This is a genomic window from Actinoplanes sp. NPDC049548, from assembly GCF_040676695.1.
GTDB lineage: Bacteria > Actinomycetota > Actinomycetes > Mycobacteriales > Micromonosporaceae > Actinoplanes.
The window spans coordinates 75,056-93,285 of the sequence record NZ_JBFAPM010000013.1 but is presented as its reverse complement, the minus strand read 5'-3'; the positions used below and the strand labels follow the sequence as shown (position 1 = coordinate 93,285).

The 18,230-nt window shown below is 72.3% G+C and carries 19 protein-coding genes, 3 pseudogenes and 1 riboswitch; of the genes and pseudogenes, 9 read left to right on the top strand and 13 right to left on the bottom strand.

The features are described from left to right. Positions 1–26: 26 nt before the first annotated feature. A pseudogene (locus AB0J80_RS24675) lies at positions 27–258 on the top strand (LuxR C-terminal-related transcriptional regulator); the annotation flags it as partial. 8 nt (positions 259–266) lie between these two features. Here the strand turns inward: AB0J80_RS24675 and AB0J80_RS24670 are convergent. Continuing rightward, positions 267–854: a TetR family transcriptional regulator gene (locus AB0J80_RS24670; protein WP_364709053.1), complete on the bottom strand. Its 588-nt coding sequence runs from the start codon at positions 852–854 to the stop codon at positions 267–269. A 50-nt stretch (positions 855–904) separates the two neighbouring features. On the opposite strand from AB0J80_RS24670, the gene AB0J80_RS24665 reads away from it, so the two are divergent. Further along, complete coding sequence (locus tag AB0J80_RS24665) at positions 905–1,720, top strand: class I SAM-dependent methyltransferase (protein ID WP_364709051.1); 816 nt, start codon at positions 905–907, stop codon at positions 1,718–1,720. Here the strand turns inward: AB0J80_RS24665 and AB0J80_RS24660 are convergent. Genes AB0J80_RS24660 through trpB form a run of 3 tightly spaced genes read right to left on the bottom strand, consistent with a single transcriptional unit; the run spans position 1,677 to position 4,385 of the window. Next, entirely contained in the window at positions 1,677–2,360 is a 684-nt protein-coding gene (locus AB0J80_RS24660) for a GntR family transcriptional regulator (RefSeq protein ID WP_364709433.1), read from the bottom strand. The genes AB0J80_RS24665 and AB0J80_RS24660 overlap by 44 nt on opposite strands. Position 2,361: 1 nt before the next feature. Further along, positions 2,362–3,198 carry a tryptophan synthase subunit alpha gene (gene trpA, locus AB0J80_RS24655; RefSeq protein WP_364709048.1) on the bottom strand — a complete coding sequence of 279 codons (837 nt, stop codon included), beginning with the start codon at positions 3,196–3,198 and terminating at the stop codon, positions 2,362–2,364. Next, positions 3,195–4,385 (bottom strand): tryptophan synthase subunit beta, encoded by a 1,191-nt coding sequence (gene trpB / locus AB0J80_RS24650; protein WP_364709046.1) that lies wholly within the window; start codon positions 4,383–4,385, stop codon positions 3,195–3,197. Before trpB ends, trpA begins: the two co-directional genes overlap by 4 nt. Positions 4,386–4,478: 93 nt before the next feature. Here trpB and AB0J80_RS24645 point away from each other — a divergent pair, with 93 nt between their 5' ends. The 4 genes and pseudogenes from AB0J80_RS24645 to AB0J80_RS24630 all read left to right on the top strand — a co-directional run bounded on the left by AB0J80_RS24645 (position 4,479) and on the right by AB0J80_RS24630 (position 6,511). Continuing rightward, a complete protein-coding gene (locus AB0J80_RS24645) occupies positions 4,479–5,354 on the top strand; it encodes a hypothetical protein (RefSeq protein WP_364709043.1) in 876 nt (291 codons plus the stop codon). 144 nt (positions 5,355–5,498) lie between these two features. Next, positions 5,499–5,816, top strand: coding sequence for a transposase (locus AB0J80_RS24640; RefSeq protein ID WP_364709040.1), 318 nt, complete (start codon positions 5,499–5,501; stop codon positions 5,814–5,816). Between the two features lie 93 nt (positions 5,817–5,909). After that, a pseudogene (locus AB0J80_RS24635) lies at positions 5,910–6,065 on the top strand (IS5/IS1182 family transposase); the annotation flags it as partial. A gap of 131 nt (positions 6,066–6,196) precedes the next feature. Further along, positions 6,197–6,511, top strand: coding sequence for a hypothetical protein (locus AB0J80_RS24630; protein ID WP_364709036.1), 315 nt, complete (start codon positions 6,197–6,199; stop codon positions 6,509–6,511). A 1,634-nt stretch (positions 6,512–8,145) separates the two neighbouring features. On the opposite strand, the gene AB0J80_RS24625 is transcribed toward AB0J80_RS24630, so the two are convergent. After that, entirely contained in the window at positions 8,146–8,769 is a 624-nt protein-coding gene (locus AB0J80_RS24625) for a tyrosine-protein phosphatase (RefSeq protein WP_364709034.1), read from the bottom strand. A gap of 142 nt (positions 8,770–8,911) precedes the next feature. Between AB0J80_RS24625 and AB0J80_RS24620 the strand changes: the two genes are divergently transcribed. Continuing rightward, positions 8,912–9,304, top strand: coding sequence for an SCO5389 family protein (locus tag AB0J80_RS24620; protein ID WP_364709031.1), 393 nt, complete (start codon positions 8,912–8,914; stop codon positions 9,302–9,304). 45 nt (positions 9,305–9,349) lie between these two features. Here AB0J80_RS24620 and AB0J80_RS24615 read toward each other — a convergent pair whose 3' ends face one another. The 4 genes and pseudogenes from AB0J80_RS24615 to AB0J80_RS24600 all read right to left on the bottom strand — a co-directional run bounded on the left by AB0J80_RS24615 (position 9,350) and on the right by AB0J80_RS24600 (position 11,592). Continuing rightward, a complete protein-coding gene (locus AB0J80_RS24615; RefSeq protein ID WP_364709028.1) occupies positions 9,350–10,372 on the bottom strand; it encodes a tetratricopeptide repeat protein in 1,023 nt (340 codons plus the stop codon). Next, positions 10,369–10,722 (bottom strand): ATP-binding protein, encoded by a 354-nt coding sequence (locus AB0J80_RS24610; protein ID WP_364709430.1) that lies wholly within the window; start codon positions 10,720–10,722, stop codon positions 10,369–10,371. Before AB0J80_RS24610 ends, AB0J80_RS24615 begins: the two co-directional genes overlap by 4 nt. A gap of 6 nt (positions 10,723–10,728) precedes the next feature. Beyond that, positions 10,729–11,079, bottom strand: a pseudogene (locus AB0J80_RS24605) (AAA family ATPase); the annotation flags it as partial. A 12-nt stretch (positions 11,080–11,091) separates the two neighbouring features. Beyond that, positions 11,092–11,592, bottom strand: coding sequence for a tetratricopeptide repeat protein (locus tag AB0J80_RS24600; RefSeq protein WP_364709026.1), 501 nt, complete (start codon positions 11,590–11,592; stop codon positions 11,092–11,094). Between the two features lie 142 nt (positions 11,593–11,734). Here AB0J80_RS24600 and AB0J80_RS24595 point away from each other — a divergent pair, with 142 nt between their 5' ends. After that, on the top strand, positions 11,735–13,177 hold the full coding sequence (locus AB0J80_RS24595) for a sensor domain-containing diguanylate cyclase (RefSeq protein ID WP_364709023.1): 1,443 nt from the start codon (positions 11,735–11,737) through the stop codon (positions 13,175–13,177). A gap of 47 nt (positions 13,178–13,224) precedes the next feature. Here AB0J80_RS24595 and AB0J80_RS24590 read toward each other — a convergent pair whose 3' ends face one another. The 4 genes from AB0J80_RS24590 to AB0J80_RS24575 all read right to left on the bottom strand — a co-directional run bounded on the left by AB0J80_RS24590 (position 13,225) and on the right by AB0J80_RS24575 (position 16,763). After that, positions 13,225–14,127 carry an aminoglycoside phosphotransferase family protein gene (locus tag AB0J80_RS24590; protein ID WP_364709021.1) on the bottom strand — a complete coding sequence of 301 codons (903 nt, stop codon included), beginning with the start codon at positions 14,125–14,127 and terminating at the stop codon, positions 13,225–13,227. A gap of 76 nt (positions 14,128–14,203) precedes the next feature. Continuing rightward, the gene (locus AB0J80_RS24585; RefSeq protein WP_364709018.1) at positions 14,204–15,193 is read right to left on the bottom strand and encodes a C40 family peptidase; all 990 of its coding nucleotides are present in this window, start codon (positions 15,191–15,193) and stop codon (positions 14,204–14,206) included. Positions 15,194–15,207: 14 nt separating this feature from the next. Then, a riboswitch (cyclic di-AMP (ydaO/yuaA leader) is annotated at positions 15,208–15,342 on the bottom strand. A 135-nt stretch (positions 15,343–15,477) separates the two neighbouring features. Then, positions 15,478–16,398 carry a M56 family metallopeptidase gene (locus tag AB0J80_RS24580; RefSeq protein WP_364709015.1) on the bottom strand — a complete coding sequence of 307 codons (921 nt, stop codon included), beginning with the start codon at positions 16,396–16,398 and terminating at the stop codon, positions 15,478–15,480. Further along, on the bottom strand, positions 16,395–16,763 hold the full coding sequence (locus AB0J80_RS24575) for a BlaI/MecI/CopY family transcriptional regulator (RefSeq protein ID WP_364709013.1): 369 nt from the start codon (positions 16,761–16,763) through the stop codon (positions 16,395–16,397). The genes AB0J80_RS24580 and AB0J80_RS24575 overlap by 4 nt, the downstream gene beginning before the upstream one ends. 76 nt (positions 16,764–16,839) lie before the next feature. Between AB0J80_RS24575 and AB0J80_RS24570 the strand changes: the two genes are divergently transcribed. Continuing rightward, on the top strand, positions 16,840–18,222 hold the full coding sequence (locus AB0J80_RS24570; protein ID WP_364709011.1) for a cytochrome ubiquinol oxidase subunit I: 1,383 nt from the start codon (positions 16,840–16,842) through the stop codon (positions 18,220–18,222). The last annotated feature ends 8 nt before the right edge of the window (positions 18,223–18,230 follow it).

The window sequence follows — 18,230 nt, the reverse complement described above, 5'->3', positions numbered from 1 at the left end:
ACCACGTGGCCGACCCTGCGGCGGGACCGCGGCGCGACGGTGCTCGCGAGCGCCTGGACCGGCTCACCGACCGCGAGCGCGAGGTGGCCACGGCGCTGGGCAGGGGGGCGGTCCAATGCGGAGATCGCCGCCGAGCTGGGCATGAGCCTGCCGACCGTGAAGGGCCACGTGTCCCGGCTGCCGGCCAATCTCGACCTGAACAACCCGGTCCAGGTGGCGATCCTCGTGCACGACGCCGAGCTGCCCAGCGGCCCCTGACCGCGGGGTCAGCGCAGGGAGCCGGCCAGCACGGTGGTGACGACCCTGCGGACGGCGTCCTGGCCGGGCGGGTCGTCCTTGTGCTCGGTGAACAGCAGGTGCGCGGCGCCGATCACGGTGGGGGCCAGCGTGCCGACGTCCGCCCCGGGCGAGATCCGGCCCAGGTCCCGCTCGGCCGTGAGGTAGCCGGCGACCATGGCCGTGCCCTCTCCGACGAGCGGGAAGCGGGCGGTGCCGGCCGCGCGCAGCCGGGCCCGCAGCTCGTCACGGGCGATGACGAGGACGACGATCGCCACCGTGACCGGGTCGAAGAGGCTGGCCAGGGCGTGGGTCAGGTTGCCGGCGACGGTGCCGCTGCCGGCCGCGTCACGCAGGGCGGCCCCCTGGGCCTCGATCCGGGCGATGCGGTCGCGCACCAGGTCGGCGAGGAAGGCGTCGAAGTCGGCGAAGTGGCGGTGCAGAACACCCTTGGCGACGCCGGCCTCGGTGGTCACCGCCCGGCTCGTCAGGCCGGTGGCGCCGTCGCGGACGAGCACCCGCACGGCGGCGTCGAACAGCTGCTGCCGTGGGTCCTGCAGGGCTACGCCGGTCGGCACCGGGCGCACCTCCGTAGCTTTAGTGGGCAGTCGCCCACTAGAGTGGGCACATGGTCACTCTACCGGAGCCCCCGCACCGGCACCGTCGCGTCGCCGAGTCGTTCGGGGCCGATCCCGCCCGGTACGACGAGGCTCGCCCGGCGTATCCGGACGCCGTGATCGAGCGCATCCTGGCCGCCGCTCCGGGCGGGAACTTCCTCGACGTGGGATGCGGCACCGGGATCGTGGCGCGCCAGTTCCGGGCCGCCGGCTGCACGGTTCTCGGCGTCGAACCGGACCCGCGGATGGCCGGTTTCGCCCGGGCGGCCGGGGTCGAGGTCGAGGTCGCGACCTTCGAGGAGTGGGAGCCTGCCGGACGTGTCTTCGACGCCGTCGTCTCCGGCACGGCGTGGCACTGGATCGATCCGGTGGTGGGCGCGACCGGGGCGGCGCGGGTGTTACGGCCCGGCGGGGTGCTGGCGCCGTTCGGGCATGTGTTCGAGCTCCCGCCCACCGTGGCGCAGGCGCTGGCCGAGGCGTACCGGCGGCTCGACCCGGCCTCGCCGATCGCGTTCGACGGCCGCTCCATCCGGGACGGCTACCGAGCCCTGTACGCCCGCGCCGCCGACGGGATCCGCGAGGCGGGCGGGTTCGGCGAGCCGGAGCTGTGGCGCTACGACTGGGAGCGCTTGTACACCCGCGACGAGCTGCTGCGCCTCGTGCCGACGTCGGGCGGGCTCAGCGGGCTGCCGGCTGAGCGCCTGGCACCGGTGCTGGCGGCCGTCGGCTCGGCGGTCGACGACCTGGGTGGCGTCGTCACGCTCCCATACACGACCTGGGGTCTCACCGCGATCCGCGCCGGGTCCACTGCAGAGAGACGCCCGTAGCGGCGCGTTCCGTGCGGATCTCCATGACCGTGCCGAGGATGGTGGCCCGGTCGAACAGGATGGGGCGGTCGTCGAGGCCGAGCGTGACCCGGTCGGAGACGAACACCGGCAGCCCGGCCGGCTGACGCATCAGCCCGGCGAGCTCCTCCTCGAGCAGGGCCGGACGCAGCGCCTCCGACGCGCGGTGCACCACGACCCCGTGGGCGGCGAACACTGCGTACAGGGAAGCGCCGCTGTAGTCCAGGCCCGCCAGCCCCACCCCGTCGCGATCCGGGGCCCAGGACAGCTGGTGCACCGCGGGCCGGCCGGCCAGCAGGCGCAGCCGCTCCAAGCGCAGGATCCTCCGGGTCGCCGGCACACCGAGGTGCGCGGCCACCCAGGCGGGCGGGCGGCGCAGCTCCTGGCCGAGGATCTGGGTGGTGACCACCTGCCCCTGGGCCTTGAGGTCCTCGGCCAGGCCGCGCAGCGAGTCCAGGCGGTAGGTGAGCCGGGGCGAGGCGACGAACGTGCCGCGCCCCGGCTCCTGGGAGACCAGCCCCTCCTCCTCGAGCCGTTGCAGCGCCTGCCGCAGGGTCGCGAGCGTCACGCCGTACGTGGAGCTCAGGGCCTTCTGCGGCGGCAGCATCGAGCCCGGCGCCAGCTCACCGGCGCGGATCTTCGCGGTCAGGTCGTCGGCGATCGCCTGATACTTCGGCGTACGGCGTTCCAGTGGGCACCCCCAGGTCGAGCGCGGCGCGCAGGGCCGCGACGTCGCGCCGGAGATCATCGGCCGTGGCCCCGCTGAGCACCCTACGCATGAGCGCCGACGCGACGACCACACCGTCCCCGGCGCGTCCCGCCTCGGCGGCCTGCTCGGGTGTCGACACCCCGAAACCGATCAGCACGGGCAGCGCCGTCGTCGCGCTCCGGACGCGGCGGGCGAGCTCGGCGGCGCTGGGCGGAAGGCTCTCCCGTTCGCCGGTCGTGCCCATGACGCTGACGGCGTACACGAAGCCGCGGCTGCGGGCGCAGATCTCCCGGAGCCGGTCGTCGGGGGTGGACGGCGCGGCGAGCAGGATGAGGTCGACACCGGCCGCGGCCGCCTCGGCCTCGAGCCCGGGCGACTCCTCCAGCGGCAGGTCCGGCACGATCAGCCCGGACACGCCGGCCTGCGCGAGCCGGTGCACGCCCACTCGCAGCGCCAGGTTGGCGTAGGTCATCACGATGACCGGCACCCGCAGCCGGTCCGACACCGCGGCCAGGTCGGTGAGGACGCCCTCGGCCGTGGCGCCGCGGGCGAGCGCGCGGTCGGAGGCCTGCTGGATCGTGGTGCCGTCCAGCATCGGGTCCGAGAACGGGAGCCCGATCTCGATCGCGTCCGCCCCGGCCTCCTGGCAGGCGAGGACGTAGCCGGTCCAGTCCGGGGTCAGGCCACCGGTGACGTACGGCACGAGCAGCGGACGCCGGGCGGCCCGGAAGGCGGCCGTGAGCGCGGTCACCCGAGACCTCCCATGTCCCGCAGCTGCGCCATGTCCTTGTCACCGCGGCCCGACAGGGTCAGCAGCACCGTCGACCCGCGGGGCAGGTCCCGCGTGCCGGCCGCCCGCAGCACCCATGCCACGGCGTGCGCGGACTCGAGGGCGCAGATGATGCCCTCGGCCCGGGCCAGGCGCCGGACCGCGTCCAGCACCTCGTCGTCGGTCACGGTGACGTACTCGGCGCGTCCGGCGTCGCCCAGGTGGGCGTGCTCCGGCCCGACGCCGGGATAGTCCAGGCCCGCCGCGACCGAGTGCGCCTCGGCGATCTGCCCGTCGTCGTCCTGGAGCACCATCGACCGCGACCCGTGGACCACGCCGGGTCTGCCGTCGGTCATCGCGGCACCGCCCGCCGCCTCGACCCCGACCAGGCGCGCGCCGGTGTCGACGAAGCCCGCGAACGTGCCGGCGGCGTTGGAGCCGCCGCCGACGCAGGCCACCACGACGTCGGGCGCGCCGGCCGGCAGCTCGGCCGCGCACTGCCGGCGGGCCTCGTCGCCGATCACCCGCTGGAACTCGCGGACCATCCACGGGTACGGGTGGGGTCCGGCGACCGACCCCAGGCAGAAGTGGGTGTCCTCGACGCACGACACCCACTGGCGCATCGCCTCGTTGGTCGCGTCCTTGAGCGTCCGGCTGCCGCTGGTGACCGGCACGACCTCGGCGCCCAGCAGGTTCATCCGGAAGACGTTGAGGGCCTGCCGCTCGATGTCGCGCGAGCCCATGAACACGGTTGCGCGCAGGCCGAACAGCGCCGCGGCGGTGGCGGTGGCGACGCCGTGCTGGCCGGCGCCGGTCTCGGCGATCAGGCGGGTCTTGCCCATCCGGCGGGCCAGCAGCGCCTGGCCGAGCACGTTGTTGATCTTGTGCGAGCCGGTGTGCGCGAGGTCCTCGCGCTTGAGGAGCAGGGTGACGCCCAGCTCGGCGGAGAGGTTCCAGGCGGGGGTGAGTGCGGTCGGGCGTCCGGCGTACACGGCCCGGAACGTGTCGAGCTGCTGCCGGAAGGCGGGATCGGCCCACGCTTCGCGAAAGGCGTCCTCGAGCTCGGCGCAGGCCGGGACCAGCGACTCGGGCACGAACCGCCCGCCGAACGCGCCGAAGCGGCCGCCGGCCGCCGGTGCGCGCATGGCACGGGACAGGGCGAGGGTCATGATGGGCCTCCAAAGTTCTATAACTCTTCCACGAGCATGTCATATCTCCGAGGAGAGTTCTAGAACTATTTCCAGACCGGGGATAATCGCCGGGTGGAGGCGGTCGAGATCGCGTGCGACGAGTCCGGGTACGAGGGCGAGAGGCTCGTGGGCACCACCACCGACGTCTTCGCGCACGCGGGCGTGCACCTGCCCGACGACGTCGCGGTGGAGTGCCTACGGGAGCTGCGGCGGCGGATCCGCTCCCCCGCTACCGAGTACAAAGCCAACCACCTGCTGCGCGAGAAGCACCGCGCGGTGCTGGTCTGGCTCCTCGGGCCTTCGAGCCCACTGTTCCGCAACGCGCACCTGTTCCTCATCGACAAGGTGCGCTACCTCCTCGGCCGGCTCGGCGCGCTCGTGCTCACGGAGGCCGGCGAGCTGCACCACCTGGTCACCGGGAACCGGCTGCTCGTCGCCGCGAACGACCTCCTGCGCGGCAAGGAGCGCCAGGACGTGCGCGGTCCGGTCGACGCCTTCTTCGCCGTGCTCGGGGACGGCATGGGTGCCGCTGCCGCGCGGGACCGGGCGCTGGCTCTGCGCTTACGGATGAAAGAGGATCCTTCGCTGTCGGTCCTCGACCCGTTGATCCCCGCGCTGCTGCGGGCGGTGGCGCGCTGGGGCGGCGACGGGCGTCCGGTGACGATCCTCCACGACCGGCAGACGATGCTGCCCGCCGGGCGGGTGGCAGGGTTGCAACGCACGCTGCGCGAGGATGGGCTGACGCTGCAGCGGGTACGGCTGGCCGCGGCCGAGTCCGAGCCGAGGGTGCAGCTGGCCAACATCCTCGCGGGCACCGTCCGCTCGATCGCGCAGGAGGAGCTGCACGGGCGCGGGGATCCGGAGCTGACCATGCTCGCCGGCCCGTACGTGGACCCATCCTCGATCTGGGGCGACCGTCCGAGCTGGACCCGTCGCAAGCCCTCATGATCCGCTAGGCACCCGCTCAGCCTCCAGCTCCGACCCGAAGCCATCCGGACACGTTCACCGGCGCACCCGCGCCGAATATGCTGTGTGACGCACGGTGATCCAGGCGCGACCGGAACGGTGCAAACCGCGCGTTGTCGGCGGCGGATGAAGACGCCCGATCCGAGGCGTGTTGCGGAAGTGGGTGGCTGGCCCGAAGGTCACGGCGTGACGGTGATCGAGAACCCGCCGGGCAACGGTCGTCCGCCGACGTGGGAGAACGGCAGTCAACAACGGATCCGGTGGCGGATCCGGATCGGCGCACCCTGGCATGACGTCCCGGCCGCGTACGCGCCCTGGCCGACGGTCTACGGGCTGTTTCGCCGATGGCAGCGCGACGGACCCGGGACAAGATCCTCACCGCGTTGCAGGCTCACGGCGACGCCCAATGCCGCATCGACTGGACAGTCAGCGTGGACTCTATGACCAGCCTCGCGCCGGGCCCGGCCGCGTCCGGCACTGATACCAGCCGATAGGGCTTGCACCAACCGAGCCAAGGGCTCCAAGGGAGGACGCCCACCGAAGTTCGACCCCAAGCTCTACCGGCTACGCCACGCCGTCGAGAACGGCATCGTTCGACTCAAACGCCACCGCGGCGTAGCCACTCGCTACGACAAGTTGGCCGTCCGCTTCCAAGCCGTCCTGACCATCACCGTCACCAGCGAGAGGCTCTGACCGGCTCATGAAACACGCCTGAAAGCTCCCAATACAATCTCCTGGCGGGTTGAGTCGGTCAGTCGGCGTCAGCAACTGAGGATGCAGGCGAGACCATGGCGCTTGCCTGCTTGATCGGTCATTGTCGCCCGATGAAGATCTTGCGGTGGTTCGTCGGTAGCTGGATCGCGCGGATCTACCTGACGGCCGTGGGTGCGTCGATCGTGTGGGCTTTCGTGGAGATCGCCAGGTGGGGCCAGCCGACCGCCGACTTCGCCCTCATGTGGACGATGCTCATGACCGCGCCCTGGTCGTATGCACTGTTGACGATCGCTGCGAGATGGGACGGCAACGACGGGGTGTTCATCGGCTGCATCGCGGCGGCCGCACTCGTCAACGCCGCTCTCCTCAACGGTGTGGCGCTTTTAGTACGCGGGCCGGGCTTCCGGAGAACCTCTTCAGACTAGAAGGTATGAGTAGCCCGGTTGACCGAGCCGGGTCCAACTCCCGCAAACCCGATCTACCGAATCGATGTTGATCAGCTCCACTCTATGAAGATCCGTCTCGTTCGACGGGCATGAGCAAGACGTGGATCGTCCATGACGGCCTGCGGGAGTTGATCGAGTCCCTGCTGCCGCCGTGGCCCGACAAGGCTCCGTGACCGCGGCCGGTGCCGGACCGCCTGCGTTCTCATCTGCTGGCGCCGACTGATCAACTGGGCCAGGCCGAGATCTCCGTCGCGTTTTCGTCATGCCGGACATGCTGAGCGTCCAGTCGACTTCGGATCATTTCTGGATATGAAATATCCGCCGCTATTATCGGTGCCTCGGGGAGGCGGCTGGGACAATAGCGGGATGACGCAGCTCGCATTGTTCCCCACGAAGAATGTGCGGGTCCGGGCGCTGCGTCGCAATTACTCGCCGGCGGCTGACGAGTTTCGGCGCGAGCATGAGCGGCACCGCTCGTGGGGCTTGATGCAACGTCATTCCCGACGGTTGCACCGGCTGCGCGTGGTCGCGGATCAGTCCCCGAGCCGTGACCCCTGCCCTGATCACCCCGGCCCCGATGACATCCGCGCCGGAGATCCCCTCCTCGGTGACGGCCACCCCGGGGCGCCAGCCAGGATGACGCATGCGGCTGACACTGCTGATCATCCCGAGCGGCCGGAGAAGCCCGCACAAGACGAGGGGCTGGGGCACGGCCACGTACCTCAGAACGGCAGAGCGGAAAGCGCCAGCACGAATGATCACGGGCCCGAGGCGGTGGCCGCGGAGCAGGCGGCCGGCCCGTCATGTCCCACCGGGAGCGACAGCCGCGGATTCCGCCGGGCGTCCCCCACGACCACAGAGCGGGCGCGGTCGAAGCCTGCCCACCGCTTCCCTGCGTCCGAACATCGCAGGGTGATACAACCCTCGACCATTGCCGAAACGCACCAGCAAGGTGGTCGCCGATCACCCTGGAAAGCCGGACGAGGCCCTCCACGAAAACTGTTACTTGTGGCGCACTGATCTCGGCAGTTCGCGCGTGCCGGCTGCGTCCCCGACATAAAGAGAAAAGACCGTGCTCGTTCCGCTGCCACCGGTCGTCGCCCGATCCTGCGGAACGGTGGTGGCGTGCGGATGGAACGGCGCGCAGCATCTCTGCGCCTCAAGCGGCGGGCCGAAACTGCAGGCATCGTTCTTCCGCGGATGCCCCGCACATGTTGCGGCACACCTTCGTGACCACCACCGCAGCTCGCACTGTGTCACCACGAGGAATGCGCGGGGCCGGACGCTGCGTCACAGCTTTTCACCGACGGCCGAAGACTCCGGCGGCAGTGCGGAAGATCGAAGCGGTGGCCGCGCACCAGACGCGGGCCGATCGGCTTGTCGTGCCGCACCGGCGAGGTAGCCGCCGTCGACCACGGCGGAAAGGGAACGAGGCCCAGGGCGACGCCGGCATGTGCACCTCAATCGCGGCCGCTCTGACTTTCGACGCCAGACGGACTCTCAGATCGGCAGTGCGCCGCTCGTCGCCGCGGGATCTGCCCGGTCACCGACCATGGGCGTAGGCCGACCCGCACCTTGGGCAGAACACCGAGCCGAACTGAGTGGAACGCAAGCTAGGAGGCCGCCGGCTCGCGCAGCCGCTCTCGGACCGCGTCGATCTCGTGCTGGGTGACGCCGATCGTCCGGAGGTACGCCTCGACGCCGCCGTACCGTTCGTCGGCGTACGCCAGCGTGTTGAGCATCGCGACGGCGGGAGTGTCCTCGGTCAGCGCGTAGTCCTCGGCGATCACCTCCGGTGCGACACCGGCGACGGCGAGCGCGAGCCCGACCAGGGCCCCGGTGCGGTCCCGGCCGGCGTTGCAGTGTACGACGACACCGCCGGGCGGCGCGTCGGCGATCGCCCGGAAGGCGCTGGCCACGCGCTGCTGGTTGTGGTCGAGCAGCGGGCCGTACGAGTCCTCGGTGAACTCGTAGCTGATCGGGTCCATCAGCAGCGGCACGTGGACGTAGCCCGGGTCGCCGGCGAACGGGCTGGGGTGTTCGGCGAGCTCGCGCGGCCACCGCAGGTCGAGCACCCGGGCGATCCCGGCCGCCCGGATGCGCTCGACCGTCCCGGGGCTGAGCCGGGCGTGATGGTCCGATCGCAGCAGGGCGCCCGCGCGGATGCGCGAACCGTCCATCGTGGGCAGTCCGCCCAGGTCGCGGGCGTTGCGGCAGCCGGGCCAGTCGAGGATCACGGTGCTCAGCCCAGCACGGCCGCGCCGGGTCGTCAGTTCGGGTCACTCCCGGCGCGGCGTACTTGCTAACGAAAACCGTTGTCAACAAGATGGACGCGTCGCCGGTCGTCCGGCCGGTGACACCCTGTCCGGAAGGAACCGCATGTCCCTGAACGTCTCCCCCGACCTGCTCGCCGTGGCCGAACGTGGCGAGGTCTCCGACGCCGAGTTCGTCGACTGTGTCCGCACCTCGCTGCCGTACGCCTGGGAGGTCGTCAGCTCGGTGATGGCGAACCTGGACCGCGACGGCGGCGAGTTCGCCGACCACGAGGTGCCGCCGCCGTCGGAGACCGAGCGCGGCCAGCTCCTGCGCGCCCTGGCCAGCGACGCCATCCGCGGTGGCCTCGAGCGGCACTTCGGCGCCAAGCTCGCGTTCCAGAACTGCCACCGGGTGGCGGCGTTCCGCTTCGGGGCCGTCGGCGGCGACCGCTACCAGGCGTTCGTGTCGCCCCGGGGGCAGCTGCTGAACCAGTCGCCGGAGCTGCGCAACTGCTGAGCCGCTCCCCTGCCCGGCACCGTCATGCGCGGTGCCGGGCGTGGCTCACCGTCGCTCCCGCTCCACCGCGCGAAGCCCGCCCAGCACCGGCGCCGCCACCAGGGCAGGGATCAAGATCAACCCCAGACCCGTCATCGCGTACGCGCACAGCAGCGCCACCATCGCGACCACGGTGACCGCCCGGCCGACGGTGACCCGGCGCAGCGGCCCGGGCACCAGGCGCAGGCAGCGCCACGGGAGCCGGCCGGCCGGGACGAGCACCCGCAGCGCGAAGCCGGCCACCACGGCGGCGAACAGGGCCGCGAGGAGCCGGCTCGCCCCGGCGGCGGGCGCCCACCACCGTGCCGCGAACGCCACGACCGCCACCAGCGCCACCGCTGCGGGAAGCCAGCGGCGCAGCGCGCTGAGCAGGCTGCGCACCGGCCAGGTCATCGAGATGACGTCCGGGCGGGCCGGATCGTCGCGGGCCACCTCCCGCAGCGCCCGCAGCGAACGGCCGACCCGCAGACGCTCGGCGTCGAGCATCGCCAGCAGCCAGCGGCCGTACGCGCTCTCCGGGTCGATGGCGAGCGCCTCCCGCGCGGCTCGTTCCGCTTCCTGGCGCCGGCCGGCACGGCGTTCCACGTCGGCGACCGTGAGCAGGGCCGCCACCGACTGGGGTGCCAGCGACAGGCCGTGCCGGGCCGCCGCGCGGGCCTCGTCGTGCCGTCCGGCGCCGGCCAGCGCGCGGGCCAGCACGAGGTGGCCGGCGGGCTCCTGCGGCGCGAGCCGAGCCGCCTCCCGCGCGGCGGCGATGGCGTCCGCGTCCCGGACCAGCGCCATCAGGGACTCGGCGCGCTCGGCGTGGGCGTCGGCGAGCGCCGGGCCGGCCGCGATCGCCGCGTCGCAGGCCCGCAGGGCACCCGGATAGTCACAGCGCCGGCGCAACACGTAGCCGAGGAGGGTGAGCAGGTCCGCGTCGCCCGGCTCCTCGGCCAGCGCGGCCCGCAGCTCCGCTTCCGCGTCGGCGTCGCGGCCCGCCTCGGCGAGGTGCCGGGCCCGGCGGTAGGGGTCGTCCTCCCCGGTCACAGGAGCTTGCGCTGCTTCAGGTACGCCGCCAGGTCGTCGTACTCGCCGGCCTGGTTGCCGAACAGCGCGACGTTGCGGGCGGTCGCGAACCAGGCGCCGGTCGACGGGCGGCACTCGCGCACCGCCCGGGCCAGGTCGTCCTGCGTGATCATGCGCGCCTCGCCGGTGGCCAGCGAGTCGCGCATCGCGTACTCGGCAGCGGTCTCGCACACGTGGGCCAGGTCGGCGCCCGAGTAGCCGTCGGTGGCCGCGGCCAGCGTGCGCAGGTCGACGCCGGCGACGGGGCGCTCCCGCAGGTGGTACTCGAGGACGGCGGCGCGGGCCGGCTCGTCCGGGGGCAGGACCAGCACCGTGCGGTCGAGACGGCCCGGGCGGCGCAGAGCGGCGTCGACGTCCCACGGCGCGTTCGTGGCGGCCAGGACGAACACGCCGTCGTTGCCGCCGTCGATGCCGTCGAGCTCGGTCAGGAGCTGGTTGACCAGGGTCCGCATCGCCGAGGAGGACAGCTGGCTGCGCTTGTGCCCGAGCGCGTCGATCTCGTCGAGGAACAGCACGCACGGCGCGTGCGCGCGGGCGGCCGAGAACAGGTCGTGCAGGTTTCGCTCGGAGCTGCCGACCCACATCGCCAGCACGTCGACGATCGACAGGGACAGGAAGGCGGCACCCATCTCCCCCGCCACGGCCCGGGCGAGGAAGGTCTTGCCGCAGCCCGGCGGGCCCTACAGCAGCAGGCCGCCGCGCAGGCTCTTGCCGTAGAGGCCGCGCAGCCGGGGGTTGCGCAGCGGGCCGAGGAACGACAGTTCGAGGCGTTCCTTGACCTGCTGCATGCCGCCGACGTCGGCCAGGGTGACGGCCGGGCGCTCGGCGTCACCGCCCACCGGCCGGGTGGCATCACCGGCCGTCACGAACCGCGGCGGCACGACGCCGCGGAACTCGCTCTCCAGCGCATCCCAGTCCACCCCTTCGGGCGCCGGGGGCACCTGTGCGACGGCTGCCGGACCCCGATCAGTCGCTGCGGGGCTTGGGCCGAGAGCGGCGGCCATCACGCGCCGGGCCGCCTCGTCACCGGGGTGGCGAGCCAGGATGTGGGCGGCGTGCCCGATCGCCTCGGCGGACCGGCCGGCCGCCACGAGCAGCTCCGCCAGGTGCTGCCGCAGCGGCAGGTCGTCGGGCCGGGCACCGACCGCGGCGGTGAGGCTCTCGATCAGGGCGTCGCTCATAACACGCGATTATGCCTCCGGCCGGGCGGCGCTCCCCGGCCCGGCACGGGCCGTCACTTTTCCTTTGGATCCCGGCGGAGCCGGTCGATGGTGGGGCATCGCGCGCCCGACGCGCGGCTCCGGCTCGACAGGCGAGGGCGACGTGAGGAACGGTTACCTGAAGGCGACGCGGTTCGTCCGCAACGGCGTGGAACCCCTGCTCGTGCTGGCCGCCGTCGCCGTGCTGCGCCGTTTCGGGCTGGGCGGGGACGTACCGTTGTGGGTCGTCGCCGTGCCGCTGACCGTGACCACCGTGTGGATGCAGCCGCAGGTCCAGCTCCGGGTCGCCGGCGGTCACACCGGCCGCCGGCTGTGGCTGCGCATCCCCGTGCACATCCTCACCACCACCGCGACGATGTACCTGATCGGGTGGGGCGCGCTGCTGGCCGTCGCGCACCTGCACATCCTCGCCGTGCACCTGCGCCAGTCCGGCTCGCGGGCCTGGAGGCCCGCCGCGGCGGCTAGCATCACCGGCATCGCCGCCGGGCAGCTCCTCGTCGGTCTCGGCGCCCTGCCCAGCTACCTCGGCGGCTACCCGTCGCACGGCCTGGCCCTGCTGGTCGCGCTGGGCGTCGCCACGACGGCGCGGACGCTGGGCGCGTTCGTGTCGGAGCGGGAGCAGGCCGAGGCGGCGACGCGGCTCAGCGAGGACCGCTTCCGGGCGCTGGTGCGCGACGGCTCCGAGGTCATCACGATGAGCAACGCGCAGGGCGACGCCACGTGGGTCAGCCCGGCCGCCCGGACGATGATGGGCTACCAGCCCGAGGAGCTGCGCGGGAAGGTGATGCGCGGGCTGTTCCACCCCGAGGACGAGACGGCGTCGCGGGAGCTCTTCACCCGGCTGCTGGCCTCGGACAGCACCGTCGAGCACTCGGCCGAGCTGCGGGTCCGGCACGCCGACGGGTCCTGGCACTGGCACGAGATCATCGCCCGCAACATGCTGGCCCACCCCGCGGTGCACGCGATCGTCAGCCACCAGCGCGACATCACCGAGCGCCGGGAGGCACAGGACCGGATCGCGTACGCGGCCTCGCACGACGGTCTCACCGGCCTGGCGAACGGCCCGACGCTGCACCGCGACCTGGAACGCGCCCTGGCCCAGGGCACCCGCTACCAGTACCCGGTGGCGATGCTCTACGTCGACCTGGACGGCTTCAGGACGGTCAACGACCTGTACGGCCACGAGGTCGGCGACCGGCTGCTGCAGACGGTCAGCCACGTGCTCAGGCGCATCACCCGCGACACCGACACGGCCGCCCGCATCGGCGGCGACGAGTTCGGCGTGCTGCTGACCCGCGTCCGCAACGCCGAGGAGGCCCTGCAGGTGGCCCGTCGCATCGTCGAGGGCGTGGCCGGCAACGCGGCGGTCGCCGGAGTGCGCATGAACGTCGGCTGCAGCGTGGGGATCGCGCTGGCGTACCCGGGCGGCTCGGACGCCGCGACGATCCTGCGCCACGCGACCACCGCCATGCAGCGCTCGAAGGACCGGGGCCGCAACGGCACCACCCTCTACGTGGAGGAAGAGGTCAGCGCGCCCTGGATGTGAGGCTCCCGTCCGACCTCCCCACCGCCGCCCACAACCGGACTGAAGGCTCAGCGCAGCAGGGGCCGCAGTTTCAGCGCCACGCCGAGGGCCCGCCCGGGAGCCGGGTCACCGTCCTCGGCGTCCCAGACCTCCGACAGCACGGCCTGCGCGAAGCCCCAGGCGACGACGCGGTCGAGCGGGAGGGCGAGGCTGTCGGCGAACTGCTCGACACGGGGCATCAGCAGCTCCAGGGTCGGCTCGTCGCCGTCCAGCGGGTTGTAGAGCACCGGGCCGAGCTCCGCCGCGGGGTCGCCGGCCACGCCGTGCGGGTCGATGACGAGCCACGGCTCGCGTCCGGCGGCGAGGACGTTCTCGTGGTGCAGGTCGCCGTGCAGCACCACACGCTCGGTGGCGGAGGAGCACAGGTCGGCGTACAGGGCCATCGCCTGCTCGACGAGGGACCGTGGGAAGGGATCGTCGCCGGGGTAGCGCCGCAGGTGGCCGGCGAAGTCGGCGGTACGCGCGGCGAGGTCGCCGACCGGCAGGTCCGCGGGTGCCGGGCGGTGCAGCCGGCGCATCAGGGCGATCAGTACGGCCGTGGCCTGCTCGTCGTCGCGGCGCACGAGGCTGCGCAGGGTGGTGCCGGGTTCGGCACGCTCCAGCAGCAGGGCGCCGCGCTCGTCGTCGCGGCCGAGCAGCCGGACGGCGCCGTCGCCGCCGAAGAACGTGAGGGCGGCGGCCTCGCGGCTCAGGTGCCCGGCCCCGGGGACGCCCAGCTTGAGCACCGCCGCGGTCCCGTCGGCCCGGCGTACCGGGGCGACCCAGTTGAAGCTCAGCGGGTACGGCTCGTCCACCGTCAGGTCCCACTCGTGGGCGACCGCCGCGATCAGGTCGGGGAGCTCGGCCAGCCAGGCCTGCCCAGCGGAGCCCCAGGTGCCGGTGACGTTACGGGTGAACGCTGACGGATGCACGAAGATCAGTATCCCGGAACGCGACAAGCCGCCACGCAGGCGTGGCGGCTTGTCGGCGTCGTGCCGGTGGTGAGGATCAGCCCGGCCGGCGGATCCCCGTGATGGCACCGCTGCGATCGATCGACGCCATGCGCACGTGGTCGCCCGTGTGGGGCGCGTGCACCATGGTGTTACCGCCCACGTAGATGCCCACGTGGTGCACCGGGCTGCCGTAGAAGACCAGGTCGCCCGGCTGGATGTCGCTGCGGCTGACCGCCCGGCCCGCATGGATCTGGTCGCCGGTGAAGTGCTCGAGGTGCACTCCCACGGAGGCCCACGCCACCTTCGTCAGGCCCGAGCAGTCGTAGCCGCCCGGCCCTTCCGCGCCGAAGATGTACGGCTTGCCGATCAGGTCGCACGCCTTCTGCGCCGCGCGCCCGCCCTTGTCGTTGGTGTAGGCCACAGGACAGGGGCCGGTGCGCAGCGGGCCGTCGTTCGCACCCGCGGCGCCGTACGCCCTGATCCGCATCTTCTGCAGATCATCGACCTTCTTCTGGATCTCCTTCTTCCGCGCGCCGAGATCCTTGTCGCGGATCGCCACGGCGTCGGTGAGGGTGACCAGGGCGGCCTTGTCCTTCGCGTACTTGTCGCGCAGCTCCGCAGCGCCCGCCACGGCCTGGCGCTGGTGCCGGGCGATCTGGTCGAGGAACGAGAGCTTCTCGGTCAGGCCGGTCGGCGAGCCACTCACGATCATGGCTTTCACCGCGCCGGGCGAGCCCTGCTTGTACGCGTCGGCGGCCATGCCACCCACATGGGACATGGCCAGGTCCACCTCCAGCTGGAGCGGCTCCAGCCGGGCGTTGATCTTCTTGAGCTGTGCACGGTTCTTGATCAGCTGGTTGTGCACGTCGTTGTACTGCTCGATCGTCGACTCGAGCTTGTTCCACTGCTCGTCGATCTGCTTCTCGATGCTCGACGGCGACGGCGTCGCGTGAGCCGCGGTGGGCACCAGCAGAACCCCGACCGCCGCAACCACACCGAGCAGACCGCGCAGAATCGCGGCGCGTCGCGCCCCAACCCGTTTCACGAAGGTGCAGCGTCCTTTCTTCCCTCGGCCGCCGACCGGGTTAGCTGTCGGGTTCGGACGGGAAGAGCGCCCGGCCGCGTCGATGCCGCGGCTTCACCCCAGGTCCTCGGGTCCCCGGTTCGTGATGCACGATTAGGCGGTGGCTCACCGGTTCGCCCGGTCTCGGGCGAGGGGGGACCGACGAGCCGGGCACCACCGTACTCCCGATCTCCGCCGAACTGAACACGGCGGTATCAGGACGACTCACCGCATAACGGTCGTCACTCCTTGTCATTAACGAAGATTTAAAGCGGCCATGCCAGGAGTGCCCGGCCCAGCCAGGGCACCACGACGATCACTGTGGGTAATACCAGCAGGCCGACCGCCATGAGTGCCGCCAGCACCGTCCACATCGACGACCGTGCGTCGGCTCCGGTGAGCCGCTCGAGCCGGCGGTGCCGCTCCATTTCGGCGTCACCGGCAGCCTCCGCGGGCAGGTCAGGGCTGACCGCGTCGCCGAGCACGGCGAGCGCCGTCCGCAACGGCTCGGCCCCGCAGCGGCGCCGGGCCGCATCGTCGGCGACCATCTCGAGCAGCAGATGCACCGCATCGAGCGGCGCCCGGCTGCGCAGCGGCCGCGGGACCGCCCGGTAGAAGGCGGTGAACGACTCCATCACCAGGTCGTGGCGGTGGCGCAGGTGCGCCTGCTCGTGCGCGATGACGGCGGCGACCTGCGCCCGGTCCAGCACCCGCAGCGCTCCCCCGCTGAGCACGACGCGTGGGCTGCGGCCCGGCAGGCAGTACGCGAACGGCAGCGGGCCGTCGAGCACCCGCAGCCCCGGCGGCACCTCGGCCGGCAGCTCGCCGTGGCGCTCCGCGGCGTCGAGCAGGTCCACGAGCATGCGGTGCCGGGAACGCCGGGTCCGCGAGCGGTAGGTCACCCCGACGAGCGAGACGAGCAGCCGGAAGATGATCACGGCCGCCACCACCAGCGCCGCGACCAGGGCCGCCGCACCGACCGGCCGGTCCGAGCCCCGGGCGGCTACCAGCTCCTGCGGGCCCGCCAGGACGACCCCCAGGGCGCAGAGGATGCCGGTCAGGGTCACGCTCTGCCAGAGCGCCACCGCGGCCGCCGGAGCCCGGCCGGGCCAGTCGGCGGCGGCCAGGACGCCCGGCACCACCAGCGACAGCGTCAGGCCGAGCGCGCCGAGCAGCAGGGCGGTCACGATCCGGCGGCCGGTTCCCTTCGGGCCGCCTCGATCGCGGCGGCCAGCACCGACGGGTCGATGCGGCCCACGAACTGGGCCAGCGCGGCGTCGCGCACGCCGTCCGGGGCGGCGCTGAGCGCGTCGAGCATCAGCGCCGCCGTCATCTCCTCGCGCGACTGCGACGGCGCGTACCGATAGGCCCGGTCAGCCTTCTGCTGGGTCACGACGCCCTTCTTGGCAAGCCGGTCCAGCACGGTCATCACCGTCGTGTACGCCAGGTCGCGCTCGCGGGCGAGCCGCTCGTGCACCTGCCGCACGGTCAACGGCTCCGCGGCGTCCCACAACTGCTGCATGACCTCGCGTTCGAGGTCCCCCAAGGCCATGTGACCCACTCTACTGCACGGCGTCGTACTACAGGACGTAGTATCTACTACGAGATGTCGTAGAGGGGATGCCGACGTGGACGTGCTCGACCTGACCCGGCTCCAGTTCGCAGTCGTGACGATCTACCACTACTTGTTCGTACCGCTGTCGATCAGCCTCGCGGGCACCGCCGCCGGCCTGCAGATCGCCTGGCTGCGTACGGGCAGGGAGAGCTACCGCGACCTGACGAAGTTCGTCGGCAAGCTGCTGATCGTCACCTTCGCGGTCGGCGTCGTCACCGGCCTGGTCCAGGAGTTCCAGTTCGGCATGGGCTGGAGCGCCTTCGCCCGCTTCTACGGCGACGTCTTCGGGCCCACCCTGGCCATCGAGGGCATGCTCGCCTTCTTCCTCGAGGCCACGTTCCTGGCGCTGTGGTACTTCGGCTGGGACCGGCTGCCCCGCAAGCTGCACGCCGCCACCATCGTGGTCGTCGCCGTCGGCACCGTGCTGTCCGCGTTCATCATCCTGGCCGCGAACTCGTTCATGCAGAACCCGGTGGCGTACTCGCTGGACCCCGTCACCGGCCGCGCCCGCCTCGACGACTTCGGCGCCCTGCTGCTCAACAAGGTCAACCTCGCCGCCTTCCCGCACACCCTCTCCGGAGCGGTGATGGCCGGCGGGTCGCTGCTGCTCACCATCGGGGTGTGGCGGCTCCGGTCCGGCGGCGAATCCCCGTTCCGTACGCTGGCCCGCCTCGGCGCCTGGCTGACCATGGCCGGCGGGGCTCTCACCGCCCTGACCGGCGACCACCTCGGCAAGGTCATCACCGAGGTCCAGCCGATGAAGATGGCGGCCGCCGAAGCCCTCTACGCCACCACCGCCGGAGCGCCGTTCTCCCTCTTCGCGGTGGGTGGCCCGGACGGCGGCGAACCCTTCCTGAGCATCGAGGTCCCCCGCCTGCTGTCGATCCTCGCCAAGGGCAGCCCGGGCGCCACCGTCCAGGGCATCGACGACCTGCAGGCCCAGTACGCCGCCCAGTTCGGCCCGGGCAGCTACGTGCCGATGATCCCGGTCGCCTTCTGGAGCTTCCGGCTGATGATCGGCATCGGCATGCTCGCGGCCGCCGTCGCCGCCTTCTACCTGTGGAGCACACGCAAGGACCGCCGGGCACACCCGCTGCTCGTACGGTTCCTGCCCCTGATCCCCCTGCTGCCGGCCGCCGCCAACAGCCTCGGCTGGATCTTCACCGAGACCGCCCGCCAGCCCTGGCTCGCCTTCGGCATCTCCCGCGTCGCCGACGGGATCTCCCCCGGTCTCACCCGCGGCGAGGTCATCGGCTCCCTGATCGGGTTCGCCGTCGTCTACGGCGTCCTTGCCGTCGTCTGGCTGCGCCTGGTCCGGCACCTGTCCCGGCAACCACTCACGCCCCCACCCGCCCCGGCCGCGGAGGCCGAGCGCGTACCGCCGCCCGTCTACTGAGGAAGCCG